At 41.2% G+C, this 20748-nt stretch carries 19 protein-coding genes and 3 pseudogenes; 12 read left to right on the top strand and 10 right to left on the bottom strand.

The genetic code is table 11. The features are described 5' to 3' along the window. Window positions 1-39 precede the first annotated feature (39 nt). Together modB and BQ7344_RS13815 are read left to right on the top strand one after the other, a co-directional pair. Entirely contained in the window at window positions 40-735 is a 696-nt protein-coding gene (gene modB, locus BQ7344_RS13810; protein ID WP_072523009.1) for a molybdate ABC transporter permease subunit, read from the top strand. Beyond that, window positions 735-1784: a sulfate/molybdate ABC transporter ATP-binding protein gene (locus BQ7344_RS13815; protein WP_072523010.1), complete on the top strand. Its 1050-nt coding sequence runs from the start codon at window positions 735-737 to the stop codon at window positions 1782-1784. The genes modB and BQ7344_RS13815 overlap by 1 nt, the downstream gene beginning before the upstream one ends. On the opposite strand, the gene BQ7344_RS13820 is transcribed toward BQ7344_RS13815, so the two are convergent. The 3 genes from BQ7344_RS13820 to BQ7344_RS13830 form a co-directional block, all read right to left on the bottom strand. After that, window positions 1773-2855 (bottom strand): PucR family transcriptional regulator, encoded by a 1083-nt coding sequence (locus BQ7344_RS13820; protein ID WP_072523011.1) that lies wholly within the window; start codon window positions 2853-2855, stop codon window positions 1773-1775. The genes BQ7344_RS13815 and BQ7344_RS13820 overlap by 12 nt on opposite strands. 71 nt (window positions 2856-2926) lie before the next feature. Beyond that, window positions 2927-4018 carry an ABC transporter ATP-binding protein gene (locus tag BQ7344_RS13825; protein WP_072523012.1) on the bottom strand — a complete coding sequence of 364 codons (1092 nt, stop codon included), beginning with the start codon at window positions 4016-4018 and terminating at the stop codon, window positions 2927-2929. A gap of 297 nt (window positions 4019-4315) precedes the next feature. Beyond that, window positions 4316-5671: an MATE family efflux transporter gene (locus BQ7344_RS13830; RefSeq protein ID WP_083585554.1), complete on the bottom strand. Its 1356-nt coding sequence runs from the start codon at window positions 5669-5671 to the stop codon at window positions 4316-4318. A gap of 251 nt (window positions 5672-5922) precedes the next feature. Here BQ7344_RS13830 and BQ7344_RS13835 point away from each other — a divergent pair, with 251 nt between their 5' ends. Together BQ7344_RS13835 and BQ7344_RS13840 are read left to right on the top strand one after the other, a co-directional pair. Then, window positions 5923-6813, top strand: coding sequence for an AraC family transcriptional regulator (locus tag BQ7344_RS13835; RefSeq protein WP_072523013.1), 891 nt, complete (start codon window positions 5923-5925; stop codon window positions 6811-6813). Window positions 6814-6959: 146 nt separating this feature from the next. Then, window positions 6960-7412, top strand: a pseudogene (locus tag BQ7344_RS13840) (ABC transporter substrate-binding protein); the annotation flags it as partial. Window positions 7413-7707: 295 nt separating this feature from the next. Here the strand turns inward: BQ7344_RS13840 and BQ7344_RS13845 are convergent. The 3 genes from BQ7344_RS13845 to BQ7344_RS13855 form a co-directional block, all read right to left on the bottom strand. Beyond that, the gene (locus BQ7344_RS13845; RefSeq protein ID WP_072523015.1) at window positions 7708-8325 is read right to left on the bottom strand and encodes a type II toxin-antitoxin system PemK/MazF family toxin; all 618 of its coding nucleotides are present in this window, start codon (window positions 8323-8325) and stop codon (window positions 7708-7710) included. Between the two features lie 53 nt (window positions 8326-8378). Further along, entirely contained in the window at window positions 8379-9053 is a 675-nt protein-coding gene (locus BQ7344_RS13850) for a hypothetical protein (protein ID WP_072523016.1), read from the bottom strand. A gap of 288 nt (window positions 9054-9341) precedes the next feature. After that, a complete protein-coding gene (locus tag BQ7344_RS13855) occupies window positions 9342-10181 on the bottom strand; it encodes a helix-turn-helix domain-containing protein (protein ID WP_072523017.1) in 840 nt (279 codons plus the stop codon). A gap of 325 nt (window positions 10182-10506) precedes the next feature. On the opposite strand from BQ7344_RS13855, the gene BQ7344_RS13860 reads away from it, so the two are divergent. From BQ7344_RS13860 to BQ7344_RS13870, 3 genes are all read left to right on the top strand, one after another. Next, complete coding sequence (locus BQ7344_RS13860) at window positions 10507-10770, top strand: CHC2 zinc finger domain-containing protein (protein ID WP_442855813.1); 264 nt, start codon at window positions 10507-10509, stop codon at window positions 10768-10770. Next, window positions 10725-11324 carry a plasmid recombination protein gene (locus BQ7344_RS13865; protein WP_235816123.1) on the top strand — a complete coding sequence of 200 codons (600 nt, stop codon included), beginning with the start codon at window positions 10725-10727 and terminating at the stop codon, window positions 11322-11324. The genes BQ7344_RS13860 and BQ7344_RS13865 overlap by 46 nt, the downstream gene beginning before the upstream one ends. 76 nt (window positions 11325-11400) lie before the next feature. Beyond that, entirely contained in the window at window positions 11401-11592 is a 192-nt protein-coding gene (locus BQ7344_RS13870; RefSeq protein ID WP_072523018.1) for a hypothetical protein, read from the top strand. A gap of 37 nt (window positions 11593-11629) precedes the next feature. Here BQ7344_RS13870 and BQ7344_RS13875 read toward each other — a convergent pair whose 3' ends face one another. Then, on the bottom strand, window positions 11630-12262 hold the full coding sequence (locus tag BQ7344_RS13875; protein WP_072523019.1) for a GyrI-like domain-containing protein: 633 nt from the start codon (window positions 12260-12262) through the stop codon (window positions 11630-11632). Between the two features lie 192 nt (window positions 12263-12454). Between BQ7344_RS13875 and BQ7344_RS13880 the strand changes: the two genes are divergently transcribed. After that, window positions 12455-14404 carry a recombinase family protein gene (locus BQ7344_RS13880; protein ID WP_072523020.1) on the top strand — a complete coding sequence of 650 codons (1950 nt, stop codon included), beginning with the start codon at window positions 12455-12457 and terminating at the stop codon, window positions 14402-14404. Next, a pseudogene (locus BQ7344_RS16600) lies at window positions 14379-14954 on the top strand (ABC transporter substrate-binding protein); the annotation flags it as partial. The gene BQ7344_RS13880 and the pseudogene BQ7344_RS16600, both read left to right, overlap by 26 nt. Window positions 14955-15049: 95 nt before the next feature. Here BQ7344_RS16600 and BQ7344_RS13890 read toward each other — a convergent pair. Beyond that, window positions 15050-15253 (bottom strand): hypothetical protein, encoded by a 204-nt coding sequence (locus tag BQ7344_RS13890; protein ID WP_015543371.1) that lies wholly within the window; start codon window positions 15251-15253, stop codon window positions 15050-15052. Between the two features lie 130 nt (window positions 15254-15383). Beyond that, entirely contained in the window at window positions 15384-16184 is an 801-nt protein-coding gene (locus BQ7344_RS13895; protein WP_083585555.1) for a helix-turn-helix transcriptional regulator, read from the bottom strand. Window positions 16185-16333: 149 nt separating this feature from the next. Between BQ7344_RS13895 and BQ7344_RS13900 the strand changes: the two are divergent. The 3 genes and pseudogenes from BQ7344_RS13900 to malQ all read left to right on the top strand — a co-directional run. After that, window positions 16334-16762 (top strand): annotated as a pseudogene (locus BQ7344_RS13900) (substrate-binding domain-containing protein); the annotation flags it as partial. Window positions 16763-16864: 102 nt separating this feature from the next. Continuing rightward, the gene (rhaM, locus tag BQ7344_RS13905; RefSeq protein ID WP_072523022.1) at window positions 16865-17176 is read left to right on the top strand and encodes an L-rhamnose mutarotase; all 312 of its coding nucleotides are present in this window, start codon (window positions 16865-16867) and stop codon (window positions 17174-17176) included. Between the two features lie 116 nt (window positions 17177-17292). Beyond that, a complete protein-coding gene (gene malQ / locus BQ7344_RS13910; RefSeq protein WP_255367543.1) occupies window positions 17293-18834 on the top strand; it encodes a 4-alpha-glucanotransferase in 1542 nt (513 codons plus the stop codon). 56 nt (window positions 18835-18890) lie between these two features. Here malQ and glgB read toward each other — a convergent pair whose 3' ends face one another. Further along, window positions 18891-20675 carry a 1,4-alpha-glucan branching protein GlgB gene (glgB, locus tag BQ7344_RS13915; protein ID WP_072523023.1) on the bottom strand — a complete coding sequence of 595 codons (1785 nt, stop codon included), beginning with the start codon at window positions 20673-20675 and terminating at the stop codon, window positions 18891-18893. Between the last annotated feature and the right edge of the window lie 73 nt (window positions 20676-20748).

Raw genomic sequence — 20748 nt, forward strand, 5'->3', positions numbered from 1 at the left:
TGTCAGCCCCTTTTGGTGCATACAGGGGAATTAGAAAGAATGATGGAATTTATACAGGAAATTAACTGGAGTCCACTGTGGATCTCCTTAAAAACCGGTTTTGTGGCGACGGTTATTGCCTTTTTTCTGGGGATTTTCTGTGCAAGAAAAATCATGAAACTGAAAGCGGTATCAAGAGCAATTCTGGATGGTATTTTTACGATGCCACTTGTCCTTCCACCAACAGTGGCAGGATTTTTTCTTCTGCTGATCTTCAGTCTGCGCAGACCGTTCGGTAAGTTGCTACTGGAAAGCTTTGATTTCAAGGTCATTCAGACATGGAAAGGCTGCGTGATCGCAGCAGCAGTCATTGCTTTTCCACTGATGTACCGCAACGCACGTGCCGCATTTGAGCAGGTGGATGTAAACCTCATTTATGCAGGTCAGACTCTTGGTATGAGTGACCGCAGAATTTTCTGGAAGGTTATCGTTCCGGCAGCAGCACCTGGCATTGCATCCGGTACCGTTCTTGCCTTTGCGAGAGCAATCGGTGAATATGGTGCAACTTCTATGCTGGCGGGGAATATCCTCGGTAAGACACGTACCGTATCCGTTGCGATTGCGGCGGAAACAGCAGCAGGAAATTATGATGTGGCAGGTTTCTGGGTTGTGGTGATTGTTCTGATATCGTTTGTGATCGTGGCACTGATAAATATTGTCTCAGGCAGAGGCATGAAGAGCAGAAGGTGGATCTGATGGCAATACAGGTAAATATAGAAAAAAATTTTAAAGGATTTTCTCTTAAGACAGCGTTTGAGAGCACTACTTCGTCAACCGGAATCCTCGGAGCTTCCGGAAGCGGAAAAAGTATGACGCTCCGCTGTATCGCCGGGATCGAAACTCCGGATAAGGGAAAAATTGTAATCAATGGAAGAACGGTGTTTGACTCTGAGAAGAAAATAAATCTGAAACCACAGGAGCGGCGGATCGGTTATCTATTTCAGAATTATGCATTGTTTCCGACAATGACGGTCAAAGACAATATTCTCTGCGGCTATCGTGGAGAAAAATCACAAAAAGAAGAAAAGGTACGTGACTATCTGAAGAGATATCAGCTTGATGGGCTGGATAACCGTTATCCGGCACAGCTTTCCGGAGGGCAGCAGCAGCGAGTAGCACTTGCCCGAATGATGATCGGAGAACCGGAAATGATCCTTTTGGATGAGCCATTTTCGGCATTGGATGGATATCTGAAGGATGTTTTACAGAAAGATATGCAGGAATTTCTGCAACAGTATCAGGGAGATATGCTGATGGTGACGCACAGCAGAGATGAGGCATTTCGTTTTTGTAATGAATTGATGCTTTTAAGAGAAGGAAAGACATTGATTTTCGGAAATACAAGAGATTTATTTGAACAGCCACAGCTTCTGGAAGCCTCCAGACTGACCGGCTGCAAAAACAGTTCAAGGATTGAGAGAATGGGAGATCATGAAGTGTTTGCACTTGACTGGGGTGTATCACTCCATACTGCACAGAAGGTGAAAGCAGATATGACGCATGTTGCTATCCGCGGACACTGGATCCAACCGGTGCAGGAAGCAGGTAAAAACTGTATTGTCTTTGAGGCAGCGGAATATGTGGAAACAACATTTGAACATCAGTATCTGGTCAGAAATCCGGGAATGGAAGAAGGAGCAGCCCTCTGGTGGATGCGCCCGAAAGAAAACTTCCGGGATCCACATGAAAAAAATCTGCCGCCATATCTGTATCTGCCGCCGGAGCATCTGATGTTACTGAAGTGATTTTGATTTCAGATAACCGGCAACAAGCATAGCCAGTTTGAAGGTCATTGCATCTTCGAAAGTACGGAGGTCGAGACCGAATTTTTTCTGAATCTTTTCGAAGCGGTAGACAAGCGTGTTGCGATGTACGTAGAGCTGTCTGGATGTTTCGGAGAGATTCAGGTTATTTTCAAAGAAAGTGCGGATGATCGCCAGCGTCTCACCGTCGATGGAATCAAGCGACTCATCACCGAAGATTTCTTCGATGAACATCTCACAGATGGAGACAGGGAGCTGGTAGATCAGACGCCCGATACCAAGGGTACGATATCCGAATACAGCACGTTCAGCATAAAAGATCTTACCGATTTCGAGTGCTGTGCGTGCTTCTTTATATGCACTGGAAAGTTCACGGAGATCGTCGGCGGTATTGCTGTAGGCAACCCATGCCTGTGTCATGGCCTCTGCGCCGAGCATATCAACCAGCATATGAGCGGTATCTTCGAGATTTTCATAAGTTTCCGTAGAAGAAAGTTCACGAACAATGATGATGCCACTGTCATCGATCGCAGTGATAAAATCGTGCGTGCGTGCAGAAAAGATATTTTTAATCGTTGCCAGGGCATGTTCATCCTGCGACTGTCTGGTTGTAACGAGGAAGACTGCCCTGCGTGCAGTGGTGGAAATGTGCAGTTTGCGCGCACGGTTAAAAGCCTCTACTTCTGTATAGTTTCCCAGAAGCAGTTTCTGCATAAAAGAGTTTTTGTCATTTTTTTCGGAAAAACCTTCCAGGATGCTTTGAATCTGGCAGACAGCCAGTTCACCAATCGTTGAGACAGAAGCATCGCTTCCCCATACGACGAGAAGATAGGGAACATCGCTCTTTTCGGTAATTTTGTACAGGCAGCAGGTTGTATTGGCCAGACAGAGTGCGGTGCTCTGGCGGAAGTCATCAAGTTTTGCTGCGGATGGAAGTCTTTTTTCGCAGGTCGTAACGAAAACGGAATTGTCCTCCAGAAGCAGGCAGAAGTCGAGATGGCTGATGCGTTTCCAGTTATCCATATATTTTTGAAGTGTACGTTGTACAGACATGAAATCAAATCATCCTTTCTGAAAAAAAGACCCGGGGTAAACTGCCCCGGGTCTGATATTCTGATTGAATCTTAGTTAGTGATAACCAGTTCTGTATCTTTATCAAAGAAATGTGTTTTTTCCATGTTGAAATCGAATTTAACCGGATCACCTGTTTTTGCTTTTGTACCTGGATCAACACGAGCTGTGATCTGTGTACCGTTCACATCGAAGTACAGGAATACTTCTGCGCCAAGAAGCTCGTAAACTTTAACGGTAGAAGACATGGAGCCGTTCGGTGTATCTGCAACGTCTTCCGGACGGATACCCATAACAACGGTCTTTCCTACATAACCGCCATCTTTGAGTGCTTTAGCTTTAGCTGCCGGGATAACGAGTTCATCACTTCCGATAACTGCAACAATGTCGGAACCTTTTTCTTTGATCTGGGCATCAAGGAAGTTCATCTGCGGAGATCCCATGAATCCTGCAACAAAGAGGTTGCCCGGTTTCTGATAGAGGTTCTGAGGTGTATCAACCTGCTGAACAACACCGTCTTTCATAACAACGATTCTGGTACCAAGAGTCATAGCCTCTGTCTGGTCATGTGTTACGTAGATGATAGTAGCACCCAGTCTCTGATGGATTTTGGAAATCTCGATACGCATCTGTACACGAAGTTTTGCATCCAGGTTGGAGAGCGGTTCATCCATAAGGAATACCTTAGGATTACGAACGATTGCACGTCCCATAGCAACACGCTGTCTCTGTCCACCGGAAAGAGCCTTCGGTTTACGATCAAGAAGTTTCTCAAGGTCAAGGATTCTTGCAGCTTCACGAACTGCTTTGTCGATCTCAGCTTTCGGAACTTTACGAAGTTTCAGTCCGAATGCCATGTTATCATATACGGTCATATGAGGATACAGAGCGTAGTTCTGGAATACCATTGCGATGTCACGGTCTTTCGGCTCTACATCGTTCATAACTTTGTCACCGATCTTTAAGGTACCGCTGGTGATTTCTTCCAGTCCGGCTACCATACGAAGTGTAGTAGATTTACCACATCCGGAAGGTCCTACGAAAATGATGAATTCTTTGTCTTCGATTTCAAGATTGAAGTCTTTAACGGCTTCGAAACCGTTTGGATATGTTTTATTAATGTGCTGTAAAGATAAACTTGCCATTATTTTTCCCTCCAAAATATTAAGTAAGTTTTGCTCATGTTTTGAACTGTTATCAGTATACTGGAATTTCCCGGAGGAATCCAGAGTTGAACCTTACAAAGATTTCGGAGGTTTCTTGACAGATTGACGAAAAGCCCGGGTAGGTTTGTCACTCTGCCGAAACCAGATGGGAGTTATCATAAAGATATTATAGAAGATAAGGCTTTGGCTGGCAAGTGATGATATGGAATGGATTTTAACCAAGTTTGCTGTGAACGGAGCGAACAATAACAATTATTACGAAATAAAATATATTGTCTAACTTGCAGATGCTAATGGCCTTTTCATCATCCGATAGTATACGGGAATCAGAAGTGCGCAGGCACCGAACCACGCAAGTGGGCTGGCAATGCATACGGAGGTATAGCCGATGATACCGGAAAGTCCGATGGTCGCTGCAATACGCATGACGAGTTCGATCATACATGCCGCGAAAGGAGCGCGTCCATTCTGCATACTCTGGATCGAGGTTCGGTAAACTGCCAGCAGCCCCAGGATAAAATAGAAAGGAGCCACGATCGTCAGATACGCATCGGAGTAATGATAGATTTCGACTGTCGGATCAGAGAGGAACATCCGCACAATCGGGTGGCGAAGAAGCAGGATGCCGATACACATAAGAAGGTTGAAGCCTTCGGTCTGGATCAGAGATGCGCGAACGCCCTGACGGATACGGTCCTTTTTGCCTGCACCGAAGTTCTGGGCAACATAGTTGGAGATGGCTGTCATCATTGCGTTATTTACAAGTACGGAAAGCTGATCTGCTTTAGAGGCAGCAGTATATCCGGCTACGGCAGCAGTTCCGAGGGAGTTTACGACAGTCTGCATTGCGAGCTGTCCGATACACATGACAGACATCTGGAAGCCCATAGGAAATCCGGTTTTCAGATGAAGACTGATCGTGTCGTTCAGATCATGGAAATCTTCACGGCGCAGATGCAGTATCGGGAAATTTTTCAGTCCGACGATGAGACTGAGTACTGCTGAGAGAAACTGGGACAAAATTGTAGCCCATGCAGCACCTGCTACTCCCATGTGTAAAGGTACAATAAACAGAACATCAAGAAAAATGTTCAATACAGAGGAGAATACCAGGAAGTAGAGCGGTGTTTTACTGTCGCCCAGTGCACGTAGCATGTTGGAAATCATATTGTAAAAAACAGTTGCACCTGTTCCGAGAAGTACCACAAACATATAGTCATAGGCTTCACCGGAAATATCAGAAGGAATCTGCATCCACCGAAGAATCTGATGAGCCAGGAGGCAGCAGATCAGCGTCAGCACAATTGTAAAAATGATGCTGAGCAGCGTGGAAGCGGCAACGCTTTTTCGCATTCCTTTTTCATCTTTTGCGCCACAGCGCTGGCCGAGACAGATGCCGAAACCACCTGTAAAACCATTGATAAAACAAAAGACAAAATAAATGATAATGCTGGTGGAGCCGACTGCCGCAAGGGAATTTGCCCCCAGTGTTTTACCGACGATCACAGAGTCAGCAAGTGTATAAAAGAGCTGAAATAGATTACCCAGAATTACGGGAATTGCGAATTTTAGTAAAGACCAGAATGGACTTCCAACGGTAAGATCCATTTCTTTAGACTTTGTTCCGGACATAATATTAAGAACCTCCTTAGTAGTACATGCTTTTTTACTGCACGCCTCATTATAAAGAAAATGAAATCAAAATACGATTCCGGTATTGTTGTATATGATACAGATATTGATTTTGTATGGAGGATAAAAAGAAGAGATTTGGGGATGCAGAGGAATGAAAATCTTTACAAAATTTGGAAAGTTGAGTATGATAATTAAAAAATATTGCAGATAAAATTATACATAAATTGCAAAATTCGGAGAAATATGAAATGGCAAAAAGAAAAATCCTGATGGATGATACCAGAAGAGAACTCTCAAAACATGGAACAGAAACTTTTCCCATGACGGTAAGCCATGATGATCTGTGGGCGTTTGAGGGAAAGACTGTACCGATCCACTGGCATGATGATCTGGAAATAAATCTTCTGAGAGAGGGTATGGCTGTTTTTCAGGTTTATCAGAAAAGCTACAGCGTCAGGCCGGGTGACGGCTTCCTTCTGAACAGAAACGTACCTCATAGCTGCAATTCACCAGTAAATGAACATGTTAGATATAATACGATTCTTGTGAGGCCGGATTTTCTGTATGGGGACTTTGGAAGTGATATTGAGAGAAACTGTTTCAGGCCTTTTTTGCAGAACTCTGCAGTGCCCTGTATTCACCTGACTGCTTCGGACGAAAATGGAAAAGAAATCCTTGAGAAACTGAATCAGGTAGAAGAAGTGTTTGACCAGAAACCATTTTGCTATGAACTGAAGATCAGAGGACTTCTGTGTGAAGCATTCAGTATGATTCTGTCTGATCATCAGAGGGAGCTGACAAAATTTGTTCCGCCGAATCAGCAGGAGCTGGAACGGCTGGAAAAAATGCTGAGTTATCTTAATACACATTTTGAATCTGTGATCTCCCTGCAGGAGCTGGCAGATCAGATACACATGTCCAGAGAAGTGTGCTGCCGTCTGTTCAAAAAAATGACAGGAAAAACAATTACCGGATATCTGGAAGAATACCGGGCGGACAAAAGCTTACCACTGGTACAGAGCGGCCAGTACTCCATGACACAGATCGCAGAGATGGTGGGTTTCAGTAATCCCAGCCGATTCGCCAGCGCCTTCCGGAAAAGATTCGGGTGTAATCCGAAAACATACAATCAGAGATAGAAGACTCAATCATCATCCGTAGAATCGTCATCTTGATCATCCTCTCAAAATAAATCATTCAGGTCTGTGCAATGAAATATTGTATCGAGAACGTTTCTCTGTTTTCTGCATATGCTAACAGAAGAAGTCTGTAAAGGAGTCTCCACATGAAAAATAAGAAATGGATCTCACTGGCGGCAGCGATTGTTCTGACGGTGACTGCACTGCCGATGACGGCTTTTGCCGCAAAAAAAGACGGAGAAGAGAAACTTACAAAAGTCACTTTAAATGAAGTGGCTCATTCGATTTTTTATGCACCGCAGTATGTGGCGATTGAAGAGGGATATTTTACGGAAGAAGGACTTGACCTGACACTGGTGACAGGATTTGGAGCTGATAAAGTATTGACAGCTCTGATTTCAGGCGAGGCAGATATCGGATTCATGGGAGCGGAAGCGTCGATTTATGCATATCAGGAAGGGGCAACCGACCCGGCGGTGAACTTCGCACAGCTTACTCAGCGTGCAGGAAATTTCCTTGTGGCAAGAGAGAAAATGCAGGACTTTAAGTGGGAAGATTTGAAGGGAAAGAAAGTTCTTGGTGGACGTAAGGGTGGCGTACATATATCAATGTAAATTATGAGACGATTGTGATTCTGTGTAACTGGGTGGATGGGATGAATAGTGCGAAGAATCTATAAAAGAAGTGGCGGAAATACCAGTAATGATATTTCCGCCGTTTTACAACTCCGAATATCCTATCCAGAGCTACTTTGTGTTCATAGTATATGTTATAAAACCAAATTTTATGAAATGTAAAAAGGAACTCATCCAGAGCCCCTTTCCTTTGAATAAGTAATAATATCTTTCTCACTCCGGAAAAAGACTTCTTTGTACTTATATAATACTGGTTCACTTACTCCTTGTCAATATTTATTTTTATCTTTGTAATATGTTCTGTCAAGGAAATATCATCTGACAATTCAAGAATTTTCCTTAGTTCAGCAAGTTCGTCTTGTGCCTTATTTCGTTCTTCTTTTATTTTTGAAATATATTGCAATTTATCATTCAATCGTTTGTTTAGATCAGAGTAATATCCCATAAGACCGACTGTTTTAGCAATCGCTTCATCAATTTTTTTCATATCTGTTTTTGGCAAAGAGCCTACAAGATCACCTAATCTTGCTTTGCTGACACACATCATATTGGATGTGTTTGCCTGACCATCAAGAATAATATTACCTGCTACATCTGTCTGCGGTGTAATATTTGCTACACAAGGTAAAGTACTGGTATCATGTGTAATTGGAATTACAATAGTGTTACCAGAACGGGAGTTAGCAACGTCATTTTGAATAATAACCGCTGGCCTCTCCTTTTGCATTTCACTTCCAATTCCACAGCCGAAATTGCAACGATATACCTGTCCTCTTTTTATGGCTCTGGAACGGGCATTTTGTGCAATAGAATCTAAATATAGTTTGGTTTTTAGCCATTCCAACATTCTTTGAACTTGTCCAAGTTCAATTTTCATTGTTATACCTCCCTTTTGCAAGTAAAAATTATTTTTATTAAATATGTTACTATTTACATAATTGAAACATTTATTGCCCTTTTTCTTGCTTCTAACTGTGTGATGTGTCTTAAAACTTTATGGTTTAAACATGTTAATTCTTTGTCCATATCCTTGAATAATTCTCTTAGTTCATTAGATGTAATATTGTTTAAATCCAGTATCAGGATTTTATCTCTCAATTTTTCGTTTTTTTCGGAACAATTTTCAGCATCATATTCTAATTTGTCTTTTATATATTTATATGAATTGAATGGCAGAGAATAATCAAATCTTCCCTGACTTATTTTCACATTTATATTATTTCCACAACATAATGTATCATAAATGTGATTATAAAATACTTCCTCGTCAACAAAATCACTCTGATTTTTGAGAATCATCTTTTGGTACATTTCTATATACTCTAACAAGTCTTTTTGTAATGAAGTTAGCCATTCAATTAAACATACAGTTCGATATAGTGTAATTGATTTTATCGTGGAAATCAAGCTAATAACCACGCCAGTTACTAATCCGGCAAAAATATTTGCAAATATAGATGATAGAAAAGTATTAGTTTTCATATATATAACAGAACATATACATGCTATTATTGAAAGGATTAATATTATTCCGAATACCCAAATATGAGGTAAACTAGTATATATTTTAATACTTTTCCAAGCTTGTTTGATTTTATATTTCATATTCTTCCTTTTCTATTTTACTCTGGGTCATCCAATAGGGGCGAGTAGCATCCCTGTTGGCACACGATTTTCCGTCAGGAAAGTCTAGTGTGTTATACCTTTATGAAATTGTGGCTGCCGGGAAGAAATTCTATATCCTTGCGATTATCCAAAATTCCCGGCATTCTGTGCTGCAAGGTACTCCGTAAAGGAGTTGCCTGAAAGAACAGAACTGAGTCTGCATATTAGCATGACAATGCTGTTATTCAGACGATGCCACATTTAAAGAAAGGTATATCCATACTTCCGTTAGCCATCCTCTGAATTTTTCTCAGATACACTATTGTTACAGATATATTTTGCCAAATTCTGTACCATTGCAAGACCTTCATCAGTCAGATTTGTTGTCTGTCCCATATAAAACGCTACTGCATTTGCTACGTCAGTACTTGTAATATCAGAAGCCGGCTTATCAGGCAATGCGTCCCGAATCATCTGTACCGCTTCGGCTGTAGCAACCGTTTTTGTTGGTTCTTTTTTCTGTATACCAGATTTAACATCACGTAATATTGCCATAAACTGAATCTTGATTTTTTCGATATCCGCTTCATTCGCACCTAATTTTTGTGAGCTTAAAAACTGCTTATCTTTTATAATCTCTTTTCTTTTTGAGGGTTCTGCAGTCATCAGATCAGTCAGTTGATCAACAGCCAAATTAATGACCTTATTTCGTGCCATTATACCCTCAGCAATGGTATCATCAAAATAATTCCGAATCATAATACATAATTTTGGAAAATGTTCATGTTCCAATAATCGGTTTAAAATATCTACATCTATTCTTCTGGTAATCAGTCTCGTTACCGCTTCTTCCGACAGTCTAAGTTCTGATATATCATAACTTTTGGGTGAAGTAATCTGAGTGATTCCAAGCAGATAATCAGTAGAAACATGAAAAAACCTGGCGGCATCTATTACAATGCTTATATTAGGATTTTTTGTTTCACCGCTCTCTATACGACTGATTTGTGAATGAGTCACATGAAGCTGATCAGCCAACTGTTTTTGGCTTAAATCATGGTCTTTCCGCAAATTACTCAATCGGTATGCAAGACTTGTTTCATCTTCTATTAAATCAGATTTTCCCATTGTTTCGTCACCTCCTAAACTACTTCCATTATATCTGTGCCTGTGCAAATTTGCAATTTTTTATCAAATCGTATTCGTGATTTTCATTGTACGTGAATAAATCAGGGGTGCGATTTTTTCATGCTAAACTGTCAACATGATCGATCAGACAGAACCTTGAAAACTAAATGACCGTTCCGGAACTTTATAAACCGCCACGATTTTCTGATCAGAAAAGAGCGCTCACAAAGAGACGACACAGCGCCGAGAAGGGTTGCCTGTCAGGAAAGGAACTGGATAAAACGGCACAGCTTTAAATTCAAACTTAAATCAGGAGGAAAATAGAATGAGATTATTTGAAACAATAAAAGAAACTGTAACAGTCGGACAGGCTGCCGAATATTATGGCATGAAAATTGGAAGAAACAACATGATCTGTTGCCTATTTCATAATGACCATTACCCAAGTATGAAACTAAACACAACTTATTACTACTGCTTTGGCTGTGGTGCTACCGGAGATGTGATCCAGTTTGTTGCAAATCTATTCGGACTGTGGTGCATATGGACGAGAAAACTCCACATATGCACCTTTCTTTTGTCCCGATAACTCAGGATGGAAGACTTTGTGCAAAAGAGATTCTTGGAAATAAGAAAAAGCTGACCTGGTGGCAAGATGAGTTCTGGAAACACATGGTAGAAAAATATCCAGATCTGGAACGTGGAGAAGCTGCCAGCATGACCGGGCGTGAACATATTCCGCCACGACTTTTTAAAGAAGCAGCATATCTTACTCGGCAGGCTAAACAGATTACAGATTTACTAGAAAACACAAATCTCTTTAATGCTGGTAAAAATACAGACAAAGCAGTGGAACTTTTACAGAAATTCTTTCTTGCAATGGAGAACTTTCAGACACAGGTTCGCAAATATGATAAGACGATTAGTTCCTTAAAGTCAGATAATGTATCATTAAAAAGGCAGACACAGGATTTAAGCAGACAGGTAAAAGAAGCAACGTCCAGCAGTATACGAAAGAAAATGGATGATGCCAGACTCAGAGCCGATTATGAAAATCTCCAGAAGCTGATGGGACGTATTCCACCAGAAATACTGGACCTGGCAAAACGAGGACAATTAAACCATTCAGATCGTGAACGGTAAAATTATTTTAAAGTGGACAGACACGAAAACTGTCCACTTTTTATATGATAGTTATAGAAAAATTAACAGAAAGGATGTGATAGCCTTGCGTAAGCCAACGTATTATCTCTGGCGTGATGATTTTTCTTCACAGGAAGAATTTGAAGCTGAACGCAAGAAATATGCGAATATCGGCTTTCGAGTTGTCACATTTCTGGATGGGAATTCAAACACCAATATTCATGATGGAATCAAAGCACTGATTAAAAATCACTGGGATAGTGTATAATTTAACCAGTGTTTTAATTATACGAACTGGAAGTTATCTAAATCTTTCTTATAGGATGTCTAATAACAGTTTTCCATTTTTCCGGAGCAACCTTTCTTGCATCAGACAGATATATTTCATGATGTAATCTTTCCATATTCATATCATTAACATATCCATTCTGCTCCAAATACGCATCCATAAGTGCAACAGTTGCAGGTTCATCATCAAATGCTCCCAAATGCATTATTTGAACACACAATCCCTCATCAATAGTCAAAAACTCTGCCGATGAACAATCGATTTTTTTCTTTTTAGTCGCTGTTTCAACTGCCCATTCAAAATTTTTTTGATTTATAAAATCAGGCAGTCGAATAACTGAAATCCAATTAAATGAATCTTTATCAGCATAGTTTATACCATGTATATTTTCCTGCCACCAAAATCCTTCGAGTGGTGGAACTACATATTCAAAAAAACCTTCAATTTTATAATCTGTTTTGTAACTCATTCTCAAAGTATATGCAACTGCATATAATACACTAATTGCCTGCTGGTATGCCCCACCTTCTTCGTTTGGATTACCCGTTCCTCTGACTGCAATATAATTTGCTTTAGGAACAGTTACAATCGCTGGTTTATTTTTAGGCATATAAAACTCTTTATATTCTTTCTTAAAATCAAAAGCCATAACTATCTCCTTAAATTGCTATTTTTAAAATTATATCAAATTCTACATGTTTCCGCAATCAAACAAACGCATCTAACACTATCTGTTTCTAAGAATCCTAAAATTTTGTTATATACATTTTTTAATTTTAGATATATAATATAATTACATAGTGCTTAATAAATATATTTACATTCAAAGAAAGGAACATCTATGAATGCAGGATACGTCCGTCTCTCCAGAGACGATGATAAAAGGAATTATGTTTCCATAGAAAATCAAAAGCTGATTATCAACCAGTATGCAGCAGATCATGGTATGGTTATTGACCGCTGGTATGAAGATGATGGCATTTCCGGCTATATCTTTGACAGACCGGGATTTCAGCAGATGATGGCTGATCTGGATAAAGATATTGATACCGTATATGTCAAAGACTTTTCACGTCTTGGCAGACACAATGCAAAGGTTCTGCTGCTTCTGGATGAATTTCAGGAACGTGGCAAGCATCTGGTTGTGATTGACGATAATTATGATTCTATGGATTCCAGTGACGATACGATTGGTATTAAGACATGGTTTAATGAACGATATGTCAAAGACACCAGTAAAAAAATCAAGCGTGCCATAGGAGCCAGACAGAAAGAGGGAACACTGATTACAAGACCGCCGTTTGGCTATCGCCGCAATGAAAAAGATAAGACTGTTCTGGAAATCGTACCAAAAGAAGCAGAATATATTAAACAAATTTATGACTTATATCTTTCCGGTTCCGGCTACCGCAAGATTGCCACGTATCTGACCGAACAGGGCGCACCCACTCCCTCTATGATACAGCGTGAACGTGAAATAGAAGAAGGCAGACTGTCTAAAAGACAGGTAGCTTCTAAATGGTCTGATGCTATGATAAAAGAAATACTGGATAATGATTTTTACATTGGTACTTTTCGTTTGAAAAAACGTGCAAGAAATACGGTTCATGGAAAAGATAAACGTGTGCCAAAGGAAGAACAATGTATTTTTGAGAATCATCACCCGGCAATTATTGATAAGGCTACCTTTGCGTTGGTACAGGAATTAAAGGAAAAACGTAACCGTACCAATTATCGGGGAAGCCGGGGGCAGTGGCTTGGCTCAGAGATTCCGAATCCTTTTGGCAGTTGCCTGTTCTGTAAAGACTGTGGCAGCCGCCTTACACCAATTAAACGCAAAACTTCCAGCAAGGAACGGAAATATTACATCTGTACCACTTATAACACCAAAGGCAGACGTTATTGCTCCAAGGCACATTTAATTGAAGAAGATGATCTGATGGAAGATGTTCTGACTTATATCAAGATGTGTCGAAATGCTCTCTGTGAAGTTATTTCCACTTATGATTTAAAGGATTTTGAAGCAGAGAAAAAAACAATAGCGGAAAAACGGCAGGAACTGCACACAACTATCAATGAGCGAAAAAGTCAACTGAAAGTTCTGCTTACCCAAAAAGTAAAAGATCTGGCTGTCGCTGCAGGAAATGAAGATTTAATCAACGAAACGTATGATTCCATGCAGAAAGACTTATTTGCTCAGATTCATGGTCTGGAAATGCAGATAAAAGAACTGAATGAAACTGCCATAGAAACGCCTGATGTAAAGGATAAACTAAAAAATGCTCTTGAGGTGGTAGATAAAATCATTGCAGGAGGCAGCCTTGACCGAAGAGACATTGAACTTCTGATTGAAAAAATCGTAGTGGACGAAGACGGGATGCCGGAAATTACACTGAAATACGGCTTGTCTAATCTGATTAGTTACAGTCCTGCTGATGAAATGAACCGAAGAGAAAATACCATGATTGCGATTGTGATGAAACTGATTGCTGAGGATGAACGTGGATTTTCTTCTGCAAAATATCTGTCAGAGCATATTACTGATCTGGGATTCAAGAAAACAAAACAGAGTATCCTTCCATATATTGAGCTGATGAAGGAACTTGGAATTCTTGAAGCCACAGATAATCCATTGAAGCCATACAATATTGTAAAGTCAAAAGAAGAAATCACGCAGCTTACCAAAGACTATCTGCCGGATGTATCAGCAGAAACCACTGCGAAACAGCTAGCAGATGATTATTTACATGGTATTAGTGACGACAGGTGGCATGCCGGAAATGGTATTTGAATACATTCTCCGCAAAAACGGTCTTGATCCGCAGAAAGATTTGACGATTGATCAGAGCATTGATTTCGGCTCGACAGCGGCCGCTTTTACAGGAGATAAATCGGCTGATTTTACCGTTGAATTTGAGCCATCTGCAACGGCACTGGAGAAAGAGGGTGCCGGATATGTAGTTGCCTCGCTGGGAGTAGATTCTGGTTATGTGCCGTACACTTCTTACAGTGCGAAGACCAGTTATATGGAAAAGAATCCGGAAATCATCCAGAAATTTACCAATGCGCTCCAAAAAGGCATGGAATATGTGCAGAGCCACACACCGGAAGAGATTGCCGAAGTCATTGCACCGCAGTTTGCGGAAACAGATCTCGACATAGTCACGACGATCGTGAAACGTTATTATGAGCAGGATACCTGGAAAGCTGACCTGATTTTTGAAAAAGAAAGCTTCGAACTTCTGGAGGATATTCTTGAAGATTCCGGAGAACTGAACAAGCGTGTATTATACGAAGATCTTGTGACAACTGAATACGCTGCAAAAGCAGCAGAAAAATAAGTTTATTCTTTTGTGGTCGAGATAAGATGATTCCAATACGGAGAGGATACTTTTTTAATAAAGTAGATTTTTTTCAGGACAGAGAAAATCAGAAATCATTCGGATTTCTTTATGCCGACTTTGGGTGGCTGGTAATGATATACAGCTTCATAAGATTTCAGTTCTTCTTCATCCACTGGTCCTGCCGGGATCAGTCCGGTACAGTCCTGAGAGGATGCGGCATTTGACATAAAATCATAAGAGTCAATGACCTCCTGATTTGCAGAGCTGTCAGATTTTGAATGAGCATTTTTTTTCATAACAAACCTCCGTGTATATATTGATTTTAAGATTTACGGAAAACCTTAAAGTTAATGTATACAGGAGGTTTGTTTATTATACATCTGGATGTAAAATGCATTTGATATTTCTTTATTGCCGGAGGATTCCTTACTGTGCATCGGGAGGCTTGACAGCCTCGTTGCTGTGCCATTCTCTGTGGAATTTTAAGGGAGTACATCCTTCATGCTTTTTGAAGAGATTGATGTAATGACTTACCTGATGGAAGCCACAGGAATATGCAATTTCTTCGATCGTAAGGTCTTCATATTTTAAAAGGGTTTTAGAATGATTCAGACGGGTGACAATCAGATATTCATTAGGTGGCATGCCGAGGTATTTTTTGAATTCGCGGGCAAGGTGATATTTGCTGACACCTGCTGTGATGGCGAGGAACTCAAGAGATAAGGGTTCCTGAAAATGCTGATCAATTTCCTTTAAAACTGTTTTCAGGTATGCAGGCATAAAACCCAGACTGAGATTTTCAGTGTCATTTTCAATCAGAACACGCGTCAGTATATCGGTAATCAGATATGACGAGAGTATTTCTGAATGAATATCTTTTCGCTGCGTAATAGAAAGGATTCTGCGCATGGTACTTTCCATAAAAAAAGGATCAAGAGAATCCAGAATATGAAAATTATTCCGCATAAATTCTTCATAGTAGCCGAGTGCGGAGGGACCATTAAAATGAAGCCACAAAAATTCCCAGTTCTGGTTTTGCAGACATTCATAGTGATGATGTTCCATGCAGTTTATGTATGCGGTAGTTCCCGGATGCAGAGAATACTTACTGCCGTGATATTTCAGTAATCCCTTACCATGAAGCGTGTAGATGATGAGGAAACTGTTCAGGTTTTCTCTTTCAGTGAAATAGGGGAAGGAAGTACAAAAATCCCCCACTTCCTGCACATAGAAAAAAGTCTGGCGCGCTCTGGGTGTGGCCGTATTAATAAAACGAATCGAGTCATCGCTTCAGGTCAGATTCAGCTTTTCCATATATTTATGAGCCGATATATTTCGCATAAAAACTCCTTCAAATATATAGCAAGATATTGATAGAACCTCAGAAATCTACAGATGTTACACAGGCATTACTGCAGACATATCCGGATCTGAAAGTTATCTGCGCGCCGACAACTGTAGGTATTGCAGCAGCTGCAAAAGTCCTTCAGGATAATAGTTCTTCCTGCAAACTGACAGGGCTCGGACTTCCTTCTGAAATGTCAGAGTACATTGGTGATGATGATGCACATTCCTGCCCGTATATGTTCCTGTGGAATCCGGAAGATGTAGGACGTCTGGGTGCATACACATCCATAGCTCTTGTAAATGAAGAGATTACAGGTGCAGCAGGTGATAAATTTACAGCAGGAGATCTCGGTGAGTATGAAGTTACAGAGGCATCTGACGGCGGTACAGAAGTTATTCTCGGTTCTCCGTTCAAATTTGATCCATCCAATATCGATGAATGGAAAGATGTTTATTAATCAGGCGCTAATTACAATTTAAATAACCCTTGGAAACAGGACTGCTGTACTGCTACTACGGCAGTCCTGAATTTTATGGTGGAAAATGCAGGAGGTACGGATATGATCAAAGCATTTACAATGAAATTGTATGAAGGACAGGAACAGGAATACAAGAGACGTCATAATCTGCTCTGGCCGGAAATGAAAGATATGATACATGAATATGGCGGAAAAAATTATTCCATTTTTCTGGACCAAGAAACACTCACATTGTTTGGCTATATAGAAATAGAAGATGAAAAAAAATGGAGTGAGAGTGCAGATACAGAGATAAACCGCAAATGGTGGGATTTTATGGCAGATATTATGGAAACTAATCCGGATAACAGTCCGGTATGCAAGGATCTTCATCCTGTTTTTCATCTGGATTAAGAGGAAATCTTTAAAATTTAACATAAACCCTCGATTATGAACATTGACGATTTACCTTCCTATATGACAAAATAACTATAACGGATAATGCAGGATTACCGGGCGTGAAACATCGCCTGGTTTTCCTCATTTACAAAAAACATATGGGAGGAATGAGAATGGCAAAGAAAAGAAAATGCGGTGTGCTGCTTCCGGTCAGCAGTCTGCCGTCAAAATATGGAATCGGCTGCTTTGACAAAAAAGCATATGAGTTTGTGGATGCGCTGAAAGAAGCAGGACAGAGTTACTGGCAGATCCTGCCGCTTGGTCCGACAAGCTACGGCGATTCTCCGTATCAGTCATTTTCCACATTTGCAGGAAATCCCTATTTTATCAGTCTGGAAGAACTGATAAAAGAAGGCGTCCTGACAAAAAAAGAATGTGAGAGCATGGATTTCGGAACAGACGAGACAAGTGTAGATTATGCAAAATTATATGAAGGACGTATGATTTTGCTCCGTAAAGCATATGAACGCAGTAACGTATACATGGATTCGGAATTTCGCAGATTTCAGGAAGAAGAGGCATGGTGGCTAAAAGATTATGCACTTTTTATGGCAGTGAAGAAACGCTTCGGCGGTATTCCGTGGAGTGAATGGGCTGAGGACATCCGTCTCCGCTGGCAGAATGCGCTCGATTATTACAGAGAAGAAATGTATTTTGAAATCGAATTTCAGGAGTATATGCAGTTCAAATTCCGCCAGCAGTGGATGAAACTCAAATCTTATGCAAATGAAAAAGGCATCCAGATCATCGGTGACATTCCGATCTATGTGGCAATGGACAGTGCTGACACATGGGCAAATCCATGGCTCTTTAAACTCGATGAAAAAAACTGTCCGACACAGGTCGCAGGCTGCCCGCCGGACGGATTTTCTGCAACAGGACAGCTCTGGGGAAATCCACTGTACAACTGGGAAGTGCATCGTAATTCCGGATATGAATGGTGGGTAAAACGAATCGCAAACTGTTTCCGTCTGTATGATGTAGTGCGAATTGATCATTTCCGCGGATTTGATGAATATTATGCAATCCCGTACGGTGATAAGACAGCAGAGAACGGCTGGTGGGAAAAAGGCCCGGGAATCGAGCTGTTCCGCACGATTTCAGAAAAACTCGGACACCGTGAGATCATTGCAGAAGATCTCGGTTATATGACCGACACGGTTAAAAGACTGGTCGAAGAAAGCGGCTACCCGAATATGAAGGTTATCGAGTTTGCATTTGACGAGCGCGATACGGGTAATGCAAGTGATTATCTGCCGCATAATTATCCGAGAAACTGCGTGGTTTATACAGGAACTCATGACAATGAGACGCTGATCTCCTGGCTTGAGGATATTACACCACAGGAGCGCAGACAGGTTCGTAAATATCTGAATAATTTCCATGATTCCGGTAAAGAACTGTGCGATGATCTCATCTGCCTTGTAATGCAGAGTGTAGCTGATCTTTGTATCATACCGATGCAGGACTATCTGGGACTTGATAATTCCGCACGAATGAATCAGCCGTCCACACTTGGAAAGAACTGGAAATGGCGTTTGAAAGAAGGACAATTTTCTAAAGAACTGCAGGAAGAAATGCTGGAACTTGCAGGACGTTACGGAAGATTATAAGAAAAATATAATAAATTATATAAAACAGCCCCCGGTATTGTGCCGGGGGCTCAAATTTATTCCGCAAGATAATATACAGAGGAATATGGTGCCAGGGTCAGAAGGATTCTGCCGTCTTTGATTGTTTTGGCGGTGCTTTTGCGTTTCTGTGTGCCGCCATAAACAGCAAGGTTACTGTTAAGGAGTTCTTTTAATTTCTGCGCATCAGGAAGTTTCAGCTCGTAGACCTGCTCCTGATCGGAGAAATTAAACAGAGAAAGGATGCGCTCTTTTTTGCTGTTTCGCTCGAAGACATAAATGCAGCGTCCCTCCTGATGACAGTCGATCCATCTGAAACCGTCAGCCTCATAATCTTTTTCCCAGAGAGCAGAATGTTCCAGATACAGTTTATTCAGATCTTTCATAAAGTGTGCGAATGCATCATGCGCCGGATAATCAAGAAGCATCCAGTCCTGTTCTCTTTTTTCGTCCCATTCGCGGAACTGTCCGATTTCGTTTCCCATGAAATTCAGCTTTTTACCCGGATGTGCATACATGTACATATATAAAGAACGTGCCTGCGGAAATTTGTTTTCATAATCACCGCTCATTTTCTGCATGATCGTTGCCTTACCGTGGACGACTTCATCGTGAGAGAGAGGAAGCAGGAAACGGGCATCATAATAATACATCATGGAAAATGTGAGTTTGTGGTAATTTTCCGGACGGTATTCGGGTGCAGTACGGAAATAATTGAGTGTATCATTCATCCATCCCATATCCCATTTATAATCGAAACCAAGCCCGCCCTGATCGACAGGATCGGTTACTTTCGGGAAAGAAGTGGAATCTTCGGCGGCGAGAATGACTGATGGATGCATTCCCTTCAGGCCCTGGTTCATATACTGGAGAAACTCTACGGCATTCAGATTGACACCACGAGCCGGGTCACCCTGCCAGTAGATCGCACGGCTGATTGCATCCATGCGGATACCGTCCATATGAAATTCGCTGATCCAGTAATTGGCGCAGGACTGCAGAAAACTTCTTGTCTCGCCGCGGGAGTGCATGAAGTTACAGCTTCCCCATTCGCTGACACCGACAGCGGAATTCGGATATTCAAAAAGAGAAGTTCCGTCATAATTGGCAAGTCCGTAGGAATCTACGGCAAAATGTACCGGAACAAAATCCATCAGAACACCGATGCCGTGTTTGTGGCAGGCATCAACAAAAGCTTTAAGCTGATCCGCAGTTCCGTAGCGGGAAGTCGGGCTGAAAAATCCGGTTGCCTGATAGCCCCATGATTCGTCACATGGATATTCATTCAGCGGCATGATCTCAAGATAGTTGTAGCCATTTTTGGTGAGATATGGGATCAGAATATCGATCATTTCTTCATAGTTGTACCAGGCGTCTGCTTTGTCAGAAGGCTTGCGGAAAGAACCGAAATGGATTTCATAAATGTTGAGAGGTTTTTTGCGGCAGTCACTGCGGTTCTGCATCCACTGGCTGTCTTTAAATTTGTATTCGTTCATATCACGGATGATGGAGGCGCTGTTCGGACGGAGTTCCATACCGAAACCATATGGATCGCAGTGATCCACAGCATTTCCACTTCGGTCATAAATGCGGTATTTGTACATCTGTCCGGCTTTTGCCTGTGGAACATAACATTCCCAGAAATTTCCGTCAGATACTTTGTTCATATCCCATTCCTGCCATTCATTAAATTCCCCGATCAGGGTAATGCGTGAAGCAGAAGGTGCAAACGTACGAAAAGTTACCCCCTGTTTTTCTGTGTGGGCACCGAGATATTTGTAGGCATCAAAAATTTTTCCTGTATAAAATCCGTAAAAATCCATAGTACTCTCCTTGCAGATAATAGACATTGGTTGTGTAGTTTAGTATACTATAAAAAGAAAACTCCCGCCTGTC

This window comes from Blautia sp. Marseille-P3087, assembly GCF_900120195.1.
Taxonomy (GTDB): domain Bacteria; phylum Bacillota; class Clostridia; order Lachnospirales; family Lachnospiraceae; genus Blautia_A.